Annotated in this window: 14 protein-coding genes; 1 reads left to right on the plus strand and 13 read right to left on the minus strand. The window is 64.9% G+C overall.

Annotation, left to right across the window (positions count from 1 at the left end; translation table 11 throughout):
• Positions 1 to 5: 5 nt before the first annotated feature.
• The 11 genes from ACT7DK_RS16655 to ACT7DK_RS16705 form a co-directional block, all read right to left on the minus strand.
• Positions 6 to 587, minus strand: coding sequence for a YqaA family protein (locus ACT7DK_RS16655; protein WP_445401116.1), 582 nt, complete (start codon positions 585 to 587; stop codon positions 6 to 8).
• Entirely contained in the window at positions 584 to 1204 is a 621-nt protein-coding gene (locus ACT7DK_RS16660) for a protein-L-isoaspartate(D-aspartate) O-methyltransferase (RefSeq protein ID WP_445402386.1), read from the minus strand. The genes ACT7DK_RS16655 and ACT7DK_RS16660 overlap by 4 nt, the downstream gene beginning before the upstream one ends.
• A gap of 13 nt (positions 1205 to 1217) precedes the next feature.
• Complete coding sequence (gene surE / locus ACT7DK_RS16665) at positions 1218 to 1964, minus strand: 5'/3'-nucleotidase SurE (RefSeq protein ID WP_445401118.1); 747 nt, start codon at positions 1962 to 1964, stop codon at positions 1218 to 1220.
• Positions 1945 to 2988 carry a tRNA pseudouridine(13) synthase TruD gene (gene truD / locus ACT7DK_RS16670; RefSeq protein WP_445401120.1) on the minus strand — a complete coding sequence of 348 codons (1044 nt, stop codon included), beginning with the start codon at positions 2986 to 2988 and terminating at the stop codon, positions 1945 to 1947. The genes surE and truD overlap by 20 nt, the downstream gene beginning before the upstream one ends.
• Positions 2985 to 3461, minus strand: coding sequence for a 2-C-methyl-D-erythritol 2,4-cyclodiphosphate synthase (gene ispF / locus ACT7DK_RS16675; RefSeq protein ID WP_445401122.1), 477 nt, complete (start codon positions 3459 to 3461; stop codon positions 2985 to 2987). Before ispF ends, truD begins: the two co-directional genes overlap by 4 nt.
• Positions 3458 to 4147, minus strand: coding sequence for a 2-C-methyl-D-erythritol 4-phosphate cytidylyltransferase (gene ispD / locus ACT7DK_RS16680; protein ID WP_445402388.1), 690 nt, complete (start codon positions 4145 to 4147; stop codon positions 3458 to 3460). The genes ispF and ispD overlap by 4 nt, the downstream gene beginning before the upstream one ends.
• Before the next feature lie 2 nt (positions 4148 to 4149).
• The gene (gene ftsB, locus ACT7DK_RS16685) at positions 4150 to 4440 is read right to left on the minus strand and encodes a cell division protein FtsB (protein ID WP_445401124.1); all 291 of its coding nucleotides are present in this window, start codon (positions 4438 to 4440) and stop codon (positions 4150 to 4152) included.
• Between the two features lie 104 nt (positions 4441 to 4544).
• Entirely contained in the window at positions 4545 to 5846 is a 1302-nt protein-coding gene (gene eno / locus ACT7DK_RS16690; protein ID WP_094040399.1) for a phosphopyruvate hydratase, read from the minus strand.
• Positions 5847 to 5922: 76 nt separating this feature from the next.
• A complete protein-coding gene (gene pyrG / locus ACT7DK_RS16695) occupies positions 5923 to 7560 on the minus strand; it encodes a glutamine hydrolyzing CTP synthase (RefSeq protein ID WP_445401127.1) in 1638 nt (545 codons plus the stop codon).
• Between the two features lie 232 nt (positions 7561 to 7792).
• Positions 7793 to 8725, minus strand: a complete 933-nt coding sequence (locus ACT7DK_RS16700) for an electron transfer flavoprotein subunit alpha/FixB family protein (RefSeq protein WP_445401129.1) — start codon at positions 8723 to 8725, stop codon at positions 7793 to 7795.
• Positions 8725 to 9474 carry an electron transfer flavoprotein subunit beta/FixA family protein gene (locus tag ACT7DK_RS16705; protein WP_445401131.1) on the minus strand — a complete coding sequence of 250 codons (750 nt, stop codon included), beginning with the start codon at positions 9472 to 9474 and terminating at the stop codon, positions 8725 to 8727. The genes ACT7DK_RS16700 and ACT7DK_RS16705 overlap by 1 nt, the downstream gene beginning before the upstream one ends.
• A gap of 279 nt (positions 9475 to 9753) precedes the next feature.
• On the opposite strand from ACT7DK_RS16705, the gene ACT7DK_RS16710 reads away from it, so the two are divergent.
• Positions 9754 to 11403, plus strand: a complete 1650-nt coding sequence (locus ACT7DK_RS16710) for an electron transfer flavoprotein-ubiquinone oxidoreductase (RefSeq protein WP_445401133.1) — start codon at positions 9754 to 9756, stop codon at positions 11401 to 11403.
• A 184-nt stretch (positions 11404 to 11587) separates the two neighbouring features.
• Here the strand turns inward: ACT7DK_RS16710 and ACT7DK_RS16715 are convergent, their stop codons facing one another.
• Positions 11588 to 12349 carry an SDR family NAD(P)-dependent oxidoreductase gene (locus ACT7DK_RS16715; RefSeq protein ID WP_445402390.1) on the minus strand — a complete coding sequence of 254 codons (762 nt, stop codon included), beginning with the start codon at positions 12347 to 12349 and terminating at the stop codon, positions 11588 to 11590.
• A gap of 2 nt (positions 12350 to 12351) precedes the next feature.
• Entirely contained in the window at positions 12352 to 13254 is a 903-nt protein-coding gene (gene mmsB / locus ACT7DK_RS16720) for a 3-hydroxyisobutyrate dehydrogenase (RefSeq protein WP_445401135.1), read from the minus strand.
• Positions 13255 to 13256: the final 2 nt, after the last annotated feature.

The following is a 13256-nucleotide window of genomic DNA, read 5'->3' on the forward strand; positions in this document are numbered from 1 at the left end:
CCGCATCAGTTTCTCAGCAACAGGTAGGCCACCACGGCCGCCGCCACGCACAACCAGCCGAGCAGATCGATGTACTGGATGAGTTTGCGCTCCATGCGCACCCCTCCCCATACCATCAACCCCGCCACCAGGAAGAAGCGTAACCCTCGCCCCACAATGGAAATCATCACGAAGGGCAGAAAGGCCATCTGCAACAGGCCGGCGGTCACCGTAAACACCTTGTAGGGAATGGGAGTAAAGCTGGCGATAAAGATGACCCAGACGCCCCACTCACTGAACCACTGCTGGGCCACCTGCATCTTGTCCTGGTAACCCATGGTGTTGATGAAAGGCTCGACCAGGGGTTCCCACAGGGCATAACCCAGCAGGTAGCCGAAGGCCGCACCCAATACCGAGAACACCGTGGCCATGGCGGCATAACGCCAGGCCCGTTCCGGTTTGGCCAGGGCCATAGGGGCCAGCATCACGTCCACCGGCACCGGCCAGAAAATAGACTCGACGAAACTGGTCATGGACAAATACACAGGCGCATGGCGGTGGACCGCCCACATCATCACCTGCCGGTACAACCGCGAAAATATCTTCACTCAAGCTCACCCTTCACTAAAGGTACGAAGCGCACCGGCTCCAGCTCGGTACGCGAGAAGTTGTTGCCCTGGCGCTCGTAACGCCACAGGGACTGGCGCAGCTCCCCGACCGGGATCACCATACGGCCACCGTCCGCCAGCTGGGACAGCAATGCCTCCGGGGTTTCCCTGGCCGCTGCCGTCACCAGGATGGCGTCGAAGGGCGCCTTGCTGGCCCAGCCCTGCCAGCCATCCCCGTGCTTGGTCGACACATTGTGCAGATCGAGCCGCTGCAGCCGGCGTCGGGCCTGGTACTGCAGCGCCTTGATCCGCTCGATGGTGAATACCTGCTCCACCAGTTGCGCCAGCACCGCAGTCTGGAAGCCGGAGCCGGTGCCGATTTCCAGCACCCGCCGGGGCAGGTGGCCGGTCAGCAGCTCTTCCGTCATCCGCGCCACTATGTAGGGCTGGGAGATGGTCTGGCCAAAACCGATGGGCAGGGCGCTGTTGTCCCAGGCCTTGTGGGCCATGGCCTCGTCGACGAACTGGGCCCGGGGCAAGCAGGCCAAGGCCCGCAGTACCCGGTCATCCCTGATACCCTGCTGCTGCAGCAAGCGATAGAGTTGCTGTCCCGCTATCGTCAGCACGCCGTTACTCCACTTCTTTAATCCAACTGGTCAATGCCGCCATCTGGCCGTAGGCCGTCATGTCGATGGTCAGCGGAGTGATGGACACGAAGCCCCGCTCCACCGCATCGAAATCGGTCCCCTCGCCCGCGTCCTGCTTGGCCCCCGGCGGGCCTATCCAGTAGATGGGCCGGCCGCGGGGATCGAATTCCTTCAGCACCGCCTCGGATCTGTGTCGGTTACCCAGACGAGTCACTTTGATACCCTGAATATCGGCCAGGGGCAAGTCGGGCACATTGACGTTGAGGATCTGGTTGGACGACAGCGGCGCCCGCAGCAGCCCCTGCACCAGCAGGCTGGCGTAGTGGGCCGCGGTGTCGAAGTGACGCTCGCCACACAGGGAGACGGCCACCGCCGGCAGCCCCAGGTGGCGGCCCTCGGTGGCCGCCGCCACGGTACCGGAATAGAGCACGTCGTCGCCCAGATTAGCGCCGTGGTTGATGCCGGCCACCACCATGTCCGGATCCGGATCCAGCAGGCTGTTCACCGCCCAGTGCACACAGTCGGTAGGGGTGCCCTTGACCGAATAGAAGCCGGTATCGTCGAGCTGATCGGCCCGCAGCGGGACTTCCAGCGTCAGGGAGTGACTGGCGCCGCTGCGGTTGCGATCCGGGGCCACCGTCACCACTTCGGCAAATTCCGCCAGTACCCGGCTCAGGGTCCGGATGCCCAGGGCATTGACCCCGTCATCATTACTCACCAGTATCTTCATGGTTTTCCTTATCCTTGAATAGTTCCCGCACCAGGCTGGTGGCATAGCTGCCCGCCGGCAGCCAGAACGACAGCCGCAGGCGGTCGCCCTCCCGCTGCCAGGCCAGTTGCTCGGGCCTGAGCAGCAGGGCCCGCCGCTCCTGCTTGAGGCCGTTGGCCTCGAGCCCGGCGCACAGCGCCTCCTGTCCCGCCAGGGAGGCCTGCTCCAAGTCGGCTGCCTCATCCTGACTCGGCAGCCGTCCCCGTCCCCACAGGGGCGCGCTCAGGCGGATATCGCCGGAGGCAAAGCGTGCCCGCATGGCCTCGTCGAGGGGGTTGTCCTCACCCAGGGTGAAGAAGGACTGACTGCCGGCCAGCATCACACAGTCGCCGTCCAGCAACTGCTCGCCCAAGGCCATGGCCAGCCGGTGGCTGGCCGCCAGGTTGAACAGGTAGCTGCGCGCCGCGGACAGAAACAGAGAACGTTTGTTGCGATCCTTGATGCGCCGGCCGGCGAACATGGCTTTCGCCTGCTCCAGGTTGCCGTAATCCCGGCCGAAGCGCTGGTCACCGTAGTAGTTGGGCACGCCCCGGGCGGCGATGGCGGCCAGGCGGGCATCCAGATCGCCTTCGCCTTCCAGTTCGGTGATGGTCAGTTCGAACCAGTTGCCCCTGAGGGCACCGGTCTTCAGTTTCTTGTGATGGCGGGCGATAGCCAGGATCTGCACCTCCTCGTTTTCCAGCGGCGAGAAGTCGGGCATCTCCTTGCCCGGCAGATGTACCCCGAACCACTGCTCGGTGACCGCGTGCCTGTCCTTGAGCCCGGCCCAGGTGACGTCGCGCTGAGCCACTCCCGCCAGCCGGGCCAGTTCCCGGGCCACCCACTGGGTGTTCTGGCCGCGCTTGCGCACGTGCAGCAGTATGTGCTCGCCCTCGCCGCTGGGGGAAAAACCCAGATCCTCCCGCACCACGAAGTCTTCGGGCGCCGCTTTCAGGCGACCCTGGTATTGGGGTTGTCCGTGCAGATAATGCCAGTCGTTGCTCATTGTTTTACCAATAACACCACGGCTTCCGCCGCTATGCCCTCTTTGCGGCCGACAAAGCCGAGTTGTTCGGTGGTGGTGGCCTTGACGTTGACCCGGCCGACCTCCGTTTCCAGATCGGCGGCGATATTGGCCACCATGGCCTCGATATGGGGCGCCAGCTTGGGTGCCTGGGCCAGCACGGTGACATCGGCGTTGCCGAGCACAAAGCCGGCCTGCTTGACCCGGTTGAACACGTCGCGCAGCAGGATACGGCTGTCGATGCCGGCGAAGGCGGCGTCGGTATCCGGAAAGTGCCGGCCGATGTCACCGGCGCCGATGGCACCGAGCAGGGCATCGCAGAGGGCGTGCAGGACCACATCGCCGTCCGAATGGGCCAGCAGACCCTGCGGATAGGGCACCGCCACCCCGGCCAGGATACAGGGTCCCTCGCCGCCGAATTTATGCACGTCGAAACCGTGCCCGATTCGCATCATTGTTCGCTCTCTATCATCTGCTGCAGAAAAAATCCCGCCAGGCTCAGGTCTTCCGGGCGGGTGATCTTGATATTGTCGGCCCGCCCTTCCACCAGGCGGGGATGAACGCCGGCCCACTCCATCGCCGACGCCTCGTCGGTGACCTCGCAACCGGCGGCCAGGGCACCGGCCAGGGCCTGCCGCAGGGCCCGGGTGGCGAAGCACTGGGGCGTGAGCGCATGCCAGAGCTCCTCCCGCGACACGCTTTCCATGATGGCGCCCCGGCCGTCGCCCCGTTTCATGCTGTCCCGCACCCGACAAGCGAGAATGGCGCCACCCTCCCCTTGTCCCGCCGCCAGCAGCGCATCCAGATCGCCCCGGTGCAGGCAGGGGCGGGCGGCGTCGTGTACCAGTACCCACTCGGTCTCGACCCGGGTCAGGGCATTGAGCACCGAATCGGCCCGCTCCCGGCCACCCACCACCCGCAGCACCCGGGGATCCCGGGCGATGGCCAGGGCCGGGAACCAGGGGTCGTGCTCCGCCGTGGCCACGATGATGCGTCCAATGGCCGGATGTCCCAGCAGCCGGTCCAGGGTGTGCTCGAGCACGGTGCGTCCGCCCAGGGACAGATACTGCTTGGGCAGGCTCGCGCCCATGCGCTTGCCGACCCCGGCCGCCGGTACGACCGCGGTAAAGAACGAAGTCATTGTCATGGTTGTGGTTTGTCTTGTGCGGGTAACAGCCGGTAGAAGGTTTCACCGGGCTTGATCATACCCAGATCGTTGCGCGCCAGTTCCTCCACCGCGGCCAGACCGTTGTTGAGATCCTCGATCTCCCGGTAAAGCAGGGCGTTGCGCTCCACCAGCAATTGGTTGTCTTGCTGCTGGCGAAGCACATTGGATCGGGCTTCGTTGTATTCGGCCAGGCCGTTCTTCCCCCACCACAGGTGGTGCTGCAGGGCGCCCAGCAGGGCGAGCAGTATCAGCGTCAGGGTGCGCATCCATCCTCCTAAGTTGCGCGCTAGTTTCCCATATTCGGGCGGCGAACAAAAGAAACCCCGCGCGAGGCGGGGCTTCGAGTTCAGGACGGAAGGGAAGGCAGGGCTCAGGCCTGGCCTTTCACCTCGGCCAGACCGCGGTAGGGAGCCTTGGCACCCAGCTCTTCCTCGATGCGGATCAGCTGGTTGTACTTGGCGATACGGTCGGAACGGCTCATGGAGCCGGTCTTGATCTGGCCGGCGCAGGTGCCCACGGCCAGGTCGGCGATGGTGGCGTCTTCGGTCTCACCGGAACGGTGGGAGATGACGGCGGTGTAGCCGGCGTCCTTGGCCATCTTGATGGCGTTCAGGGTCTCGGTCAGGGAGCCGATCTGGTTGAACTTGATCAGTATGCTGTTGGCGATGCCCTTGTCGATACCTTCTTTCAGGATCTTGGTGTTGGTCACGAACAGATCGTCACCCACCAGCTGGATCTTGTCGCCCAGCACCTTGGTCTGATAGGCGAAGCCGTCCCAGTCGGACTCGTCCAGGCCGTCTTCGATGGAGACGATCGGATACTGCTTGGTCAGCTCTTCCAGGTAGTGGGTGAATTCCTGGGAGGAGAAGACCTTGCCTTCGCCTTTCAGGTTGTAGTTGCCCTTTTCCTTGTCGAAGAACTCGGAGGCGGCACAGTCCATGGCCAGGGTCACGTCCTTGCCCAGCACGTAGCCGGCTTTCTCCACGGCTTCCTTGATGGCGGCCAGGGCGGCGGCGTTGGACTCCAGGTCGGGGGCGAAACCACCCTCGTCACCCACGGCGGTGGACAGGCCCTTGGCCTTCAGCACCTTGGCCAGGTTGTGGAACACCTCGGCGCCGATGCGCAGGGCTTCCTTGATGTTCTTGGCGCCGACCGGCTGGATCATGAACTCCTGGATGTCGACGTTGTTGTCGGCGTGCTCACCGCCGTTGATGATGTTCATCATCGGCAGCGGCATGGAGAACTGGCCGGGAGTGCCGTTCAGCTCGGCGATCCAGGCGTACAGGGGCAGGCCCTTGGCGGCGGCGGCGGCCTTGGCGGTGGCCAGGGACACGGCCAGGATGGCGTTGGCGCCCAGGCTGGCCTTGTTGTCGGTGCCGTCCAGGTCGATCATGATCTGGTCGATCTCGGCCTGCTGGGTGGCGTCCTTGCCGGCGAGGGCGGCGGCGATCTTGTCGTTGATGTTGGCCACGGCGGTCTGTACGCCCTTGCCCAGGAAGCGGGACTTGTCGCCGTCACGCAGTTCCAGCGCTTCGCGGGAGCCGGTGGAGGCACCGGACGGCGCCGCGGCGCGGCCCATGAAGCCGCCTTCCAGGTAGACGTCGGCTTCAACGGTGGGGTTGCCGCGGGAGTCGATGATTTCGCGACCGATCACTTTAACGATCTTTGCCATTCTCTCTTTCCTCTTGAGTTAAAAACAAAGCACTAAAAAATACGGCCAAGCCAGGTGGCTCAGCCGTAGGATCAGGTTATTCCAGTTCACCCTGCTGGTATTGACCGGCCGCCTTCACGAAGCCGGCGAACAGGCCGTGGCCGTCGCGGGGCGTGGAGGTGAATTCCGGGTGGAACTGGGCCGCCACGAACCAGGGATGATCCGGGTTCTCGATGATCTCCACCAGCTTCTTGTCGGCGGAGCGGCCGGTCACCTTCAGGCCCGCCGCTTCGATCTTGGGCAGCAACCGGTTGTTCACTTCGTAACGGTGGCGGTGACGCTCGTAGATGGTATCGGAGCCGTACAGGGCATGTACCCTGGAGCCCGGCTCCAGGTGGCACAGCTGGGCCCCCAGGCGCATGGTGCCGCCCAGATCCGACTGCTCGTCGCGCACTTCCACCTTGCCTTCTTCGTCCACCCATTCGGTGATCAGGCCCACCACCGGGTAGGGGCTGTTCTTGTCGAACTCGGTGGAGTGGGCGCCTTCCAGGCCGGCCACGTTGCGGGCGTATTCAATCAGCGCCACCTGCATGCCCAGACAGATGCCGAGGTAGGGCACGCGGTGTTCCCGGGCGTAGCGGGCCGCCATGATCTTGCCCTCGACCCCGCGCTCGCCGAAGCCGCCGGGCACCAGGATGGCGTCCAGGCCCTCGAGCAGGCCCAGGCCCTTGCTTTCCAGATCCTGGGAATCGATGTACTTGATGTTGACGGTGAGCCGGTTCTTCAGGCCGCCGTGCTTGAGCGCCTCGTTCACCGACTTGTAGGCGTCGGGCAGCTCGACATACTTGCCCACCATGCCGATGGTCACTTCCCCCACCGGGTTGGCCTCTTCGTAGATCACCTGTTCCCACTCGGACAGATCGGCGGGCGGGCAATCCAGGGCGAAGCGACGCACCACCAGCTCGTCCAGCCCCTGGGAGCGCAGCAGCGCCGGGATCTTGTAGATGGAGTCCACGTCTTTCAGGGAGATAACGGCCTTTTCGGACACGTTGCAGAACAGGGCAATCTTGGCGCGCTCGTTGGGCGGAATGGCCCGGTCGCTGCGGCAAATAAGGATATCGGGCTGGATACCGATGGACAGCAGCTCCTTCACCGAGTGCTGGGTCGGCTTGGTCTTCACCTCGCCGGCGGCCGCCATGTAGGGCACCAGGGTCAGGTGCATGAACAGGGTGTGCTCCCGGCCCACTTCCACCGCCAGCTGGCGCAGCGCCTCGAGGAAAGGCAGGGACTCGATGTCGCCCACTGTACCGCCGACTTCCACGATGGCCACCTGATGCCCTTCGGCACCGGCGATCACCCTGTCCTTGATGGCGTTGGTGATATGGGGGATCACCTGGATGGTCGCGCCCAGGTAGTCGCCGCGCCGTTCCTTACGCAGCACGTCCGCATAGATACGACCGGTGGTGAAGTTGTTGCGGCGAGTCATCTTGGTGCGGATGAACCGCTCGTAGTGGCCCAGGTCCAGATCGGTTTCGGCACCGTCGTCCGTCACGAAGACTTCACCGTGCTGGGTGGGGCTCATGGTGCCCGGATCCACGTTGATGTAGGGATCCAGTTTCATGATGGTCACGTTGAGGCCACGGGCTTCGAGGATAGCGGCCAGAGAGGCGGCTGCAATGCCTTTGCCCAGGGAGGAGACCACCCCGCCAGTAACAAATATATATTTAGTCGTCATGCTGAACCTGAAGAAAGCTAGGGAACGAATGAAATGTGGAATTCAAGACGGGGTCATAGTATACGCAAGATGCCCGATAACGACAATGAAACAATGTCCGGGCAAGGCCGTCCCCTATCCGCATTCGAACCTGCTGCCAGCGGCAGACTGGACGGCACTATAACGCCTTTTGTAGTTTTATTACAACAAAATGTAACAACCAAAACTTGATGCAGGTCAGACAACGGCGCTTCTATGGCGCCAGTTGTCTTTCCAGCTCGGGCAGCACATCGAACAAGTCCGCCACCAGGCCGTAATCCGCCACCTGGAAGATGGGCGCCTCCGCGTCCTTGTTGATGGCCACTATCACCCTGGAGTCCTTCATCCCCGCCAGGTGCTGGATGGCGCCGGACAGGCCCACGGCGATATAGAGCTCGGGCGCCACTATCTTGCCGGTCTGGCCCACCTGCATGTCGTTGGCGGCAAAGCCCGCGTCCACCGCCGCCCGGCTGGCGCCGACGGCGGCGCCAAGCCGATCCGCCAGCCGTTCCAGCAAGGCGAAGTTGTCCTTCGAGCCCAGGCCCCGGCCGCCGGAGATCACCACCCGCGCCGAGGTGAGTTCGGGCCGCTCATTCGGGCTCAGCTCCTCGCCCACGAACCGGCTGCCAGCCGGGCCGGCGACGGGCGCCAGCGACTCGATGGGGGCGGCCTGCCCCCCCGGCACCATCGCCTCGAAGGCGGTGGTGCGCACCGTCAGCACCTTGATCGCATCGAGGGACTGCACCGTGGCGATGGCGTTGCCTGCATAGATGGGGCGGACGAAGGTATCCGGCGCCTCGATGGCGATCACCTCGGACACCATGCCCAGGTCGAGCAGGGCCGCCAGCCGCGGCATCAGGTTCTTGCCGAAGGTGGTGGCCGGCGCCAGCAGGTGGCTGTAGCCGCCCGCCAGGGCCGCCACCTGGGCCGCGCCCGCTTCCGCCAGCTGGTGCTCATGGCCGGCGTGATCCGCCAGCAGCACCTTGTGCACCCCGAGCCGGGCGGCTGCCTCGGCTACCGCCCGGCAGCCCTGGCCCATCACCAGCAGCTCGATGTCCGCCCCCAGCCGGGCGGCGGCCCCCAGCACATGCAGGGTGGCCGGTTTCAGGGATTCATTGTCGTGTTCCGCTATCACCAGGGTCGTCATCAGATCACCTTCGCCTCGTGCTTGAGCTTGTCCACCAACTCGGCCACGTCGGCCACCTTGATGCCGGCCTTGCGCACCGGCGGCGGCGTCACCCTGAGCACCCGGGAATGGGTCCTGGGCGTGACGCCGAGTTCATCCGGAGTCAGGGTCTCCAGGGGTTTCTGTTTGGCTTTCATGATATTGGGCAGGGAGGCATAGCGCGGCTCGTTGAGCCGGAGATCCGTGGTCACCACCGCCGGCAGGGCCAGCGCCAGGGTCTGCAGGCCGCCGTCCACCTCCCGGGTGACCAGGAGTTCATCGCCTTCGAGCTCGATGCGCGAGGCGAAGGTCCCTTGGGGCCAGCCCTTGAGCGCCGCCAGCATCTGCCCCACCTGGTTGTTGTCGGTGTCGATGGACTGCTTGCCGAGCAGCACCAGCCCGGGCTGCTCCCGCTCACACAAGGCGGCCAGCAGCCTGGCCACGGTGAGCGGCTCGGCGACCGCGGCGCTTTGCACCAGCACCGCCCGGTCCGCCCCCAGCGCCAGCGCCGCCCGCAGTTGCTCCTGGGCCGCGGCGGGGCCGACGGAAACGGCGACGATTTCCGACACCCAGCCCTTCTCCTTCATGCGCACCGCTTCTTCCACCGCGATATCGCAGAAGGGGTTGGCCGCCATCTTGACGTTGGCCAGATCCACGTCGCTCTGATCCGCCTTGACCCTGACCTTGACGTGGTAGTCAATCACCCGCTTTATCGTGACCAGTACCTTCATGCCTGCCCCCGGCTCTGTGGGATATGAATTGGATAACCAGTGGTTGTTCCGGGCTGCGACCGGGTATAGGTAAGCAGACCCTCCGCGCCAGGGATGGCGCGGCGGAGCCCCCAGGGATGGGTTTACGGCGTGTCTGCGTCCGGTACCCGGTCGATGCTGCGCTATTGGGAACAATGACTTAATACTAATCCATCCCCGCCGATCCTGCCGCCCGGGGGTTTGTTAAATACCGCAACCAATACAATACTTTAGCCATGTGCCCAGGTTCGGAGCCGGAACATGGAAAGGGAGTCGATGGAATTTGACGTGGTCATAGTGGGCGCCGGCCCGGCTGGCCTGAGCGCCGCCTGCCGGCTGATGCAGGAGGCCGCAGCCCGGGATCTCGCCCTGAACGTCTGCCTGGTGGAGAAGGGCGCCGAGGTGGGCGCCCATATCCTCTCCGGCGCCCTGCTGGAGACCCGCGCCCTGGACGAACTCTTTCCCGACTGGCGGGAGCGGGGCGCCCCGGTGCACACCCGGGTCACCGACGACCGGCTCTACATGCTGAGCAGCGAGCGGGGCGGCATCGAGCTGCCCCCCGCCCTGGTGCCCGCCCCCCTGCACAACGAGGGCAACTTTATCGTGAGCCTCGGCAACCTGTGCCGCTGGCTGGCGACCCAGGCCGAACAGCTGGGCGTGGCCGTCTTTCCCGGTTTCGCCGCCCAGGCGCCGCTCTACGACGAGCAGGGCCGGGTGACGGGGGTGCTCACCGGCGACATGGGGTTGGCGGCGGACGGCAGCCCCAAGGCCAGTCACGTGCCGGGCATGGCGCTGCGCGCCAGGTATACCCTGTTCGCCGAGGGTTGCCGCGGCCATATCGGCAAGGAGCTGATCGCCCGTTTCGGCCTGGATCAGGGTCGGGATCCCCAGCACTACGCCATCGGCATCAAGGAGTTGTGGCAGCTAGCCCCCGAGCGCTACCGGCCGGGCCTGGTGGTGCACGGCAGCGGCTGGCCGCTTGAGGAAGACAGCGGCGGCGGCTTCTTCCTCTACCACGGAGACGACGGCCAGGCGGCGGTGGGGCTTATCGTGGATCTCAACTACCGCAATCCCCACCTCAGCCCTTTCGACGAGTTCCAGCGGCTCAAACACCACCCGCTGCTGGCCCGCCATCTGTACGATGGCAAGCGGCTGGCCTACGGCGCCCGGGCCATCACCAAGGGCGGCCTCAACTCGCTGCCGCGCCTGGTGATGCCCGGCGCCCTGCTGCTGGGCTGCGACGCCGGCACTCTGAACGGGGCCAAGATCAAGGGTATCCACACCGCCATGAAGTCCGGCATGCTGGCCGCCGAGGCGGTGGTGCGGGCCCTGGCGGCAGGGGATCCGGGGGGCCAGATGCTCACCGCCTTCGACTCCGCCTTCAGGGACTCCTGGCTATATCGGGAACTGGAGCAGGGCCGCAATTTCATTCCCGCCCTGCACCGGCTGGGGCCCTGGCTGGGCGGCGCTTTCAACTACCTCAACCACAACTGGCTGGGGGGCAGGCTGCCCCTCACCCTACACGACAAGACGCCGGATCACGCCACCCTGCGCCCGGCGGCGAAGAGCCGCAAACCGGATTATCCGAAGCCGGACGGCCAGCTCTCCTTCGACAAGCTGTCGTCGGTCTATCTGGCCAACACCGGCCACGACGAGGATCAGCCCTGCCACCTGCAGCTGCTGGATCCGGAGGTCCCCCTGCGGGACAACCTGCCCCGCTACGATGAACCGGCCCAGCGCTATTGCCCGGCGGGGGTCTACGAGGTGGTGGAGCAGGAAGAGACGCCCCGCTTTCAGATCAACGCCGCCAATTGTGTGCACTGCAAAACCTGCGACATCAAGGATCCGGCCCAGAATATCCGCTGGGTGCCGCCGGAAGGGGGCTGTGGCCCCAACTATCCCAATATGTAGCCCCCCAAAAAAAAACCCTGAAGGCAGTGATTCCATGACCGAAGAGAATCAATGCCTGCAGGGATATAGCTGTGGTTGATATCGTTTTGTTGTTTGCTCTGTCAACGCAGACAGCACGTCCGTTACTGTGCGTTGCAAAAAACCTTACTACCACCGGGTCATTCAGACAAGCTAGACTTTAGTCCTACAACCGCAGGCCGCCGTCCATTTCCAGCACGCGGCCATGGAAGTAGTCGTTCTCGATGATGTACTGCAGGCTGTGCACCAGCTCCTCCACGGTGGCCAGGCGCCCCAGGGGAATGTTGCGGGTGATGCGTGACATCGCCTCTGGCTTCATCTGGGCAGTCATGGCGGTGGCGATCACCCCGGGGGCGATGCCCGCCACCCGGATGCCGTAGCGGCTGAGTTCGCCGGCCCAGCATACCACCAGGGCCGCCACCCCGGCCTTGGTGGCCGAGTAGTTGCTCTGGCCCCGGTTGCCGGCCCGGGCCACCGAGGAAATGTTGACGATAAGGCCGCCCTGGCCCCGCTCGGCCATGATGGCCGCCGCCTCCCGGCCGCACAGGAAGGTACCGGTGAGGTTGACGTCCACCACCTGCTGCCACTGCTGCAGGCTCATCCTGCCGGCAGGCTTGCCCTCCTCCAGCTTGATCAGCAGGGCGTCGCGCATCAGGCCGGCGTTGTTGACCAGCACGTCCAGCCCGCCCAGCTCCCGTACTATGTGGCCGAAGCTGTCCGCCACCTGCCGCTCGTCGGCGATATCACACAGGTGCACCGCCACCCTGGCCCCGGTGGCGGCCACCATTTCGCCGCTTTTGGCCAGATCCTGCTCGTTGTTGTCGATCAGCGCCAGACTGGCGCCCTGACGCGCCAGCTGCCGGGCCATGGCCTGTCCCAGACCCCGGCCGGCACCGGTGATCACCACCACCTTGCCCCTGATATCCATGTTCATTCACCTCCTTCCTGGTGTTGGAACAGCCGGAGCAAGCTGGAAAAGTCGAGCTCACCCTGGCCCGCCACCTGATGCAGGTTGAACAGGGCCTTGGCGGCGGCACCCATGGGTACCGGCGAGCCGCTGTCCCGGCTGAGTTCCATGGCGATGTTCAGATCCTTGCACATCAGGTTGACCTGAAAGCCGCCCTGATAGCCACGGGCCGCCGGCACGTTTTCCATCACCCCCGGCACCGGGTTGTAGAGCTGCAACACCCAGTTGCTGCCCGAGCTCTGCTTGATGATCTCCGACAGCACCTTGGGATCGAGGCCGCTGTTGATACCCATATTGAGCGCCTCACAGGTGCCGGCCATCAGCACCGCCAGCAGCATGTTGTTGCAGGCCTTGGCCATCTGGCCGGCGCCGTGGGGACCGGCGTGGAACACGTTCTTGCCCATCTGGCACAGCACCGGCTTTGCCCGGGCGAACTGATCCTCGCTACCGCCGACGATAAAGGTGAGGGTGCCGGCCTGGGCCCCGGCCACGCCACCGGACACGGGGGCATCGATAAAGTCCAGGCCATGGGCCGTGGCCCGCTGGGCCGTGGCCCTGGCGGTGGCCGCGTCGATGGTGGAGCAGTCGATCACCAGGGTGCCCGGCGCCATCCGCTCGAACAGGGGATCCGGCCCCGTCACATAGAGTCCGTTCACCTGACGGCCACTTTGCAACATGGAAATCACCAGCTGCGCGTGTTTCACCACCTCGGTGGCGCTGGTTTCCGGGATGCAGCCGGTACCGGCGGCCCGGCTGACGGCTTCGGGTTGCAGATCGAATACCTGCACCCGGTGCCCGGCCTTGACCAGGTTGGCGGCCATGGGACCGCCCATATTGCCCAATCCGATAAATGCGATGGTTGCCATGG

This window comes from Zobellella sp. An-6 (assembly GCF_052487945.1).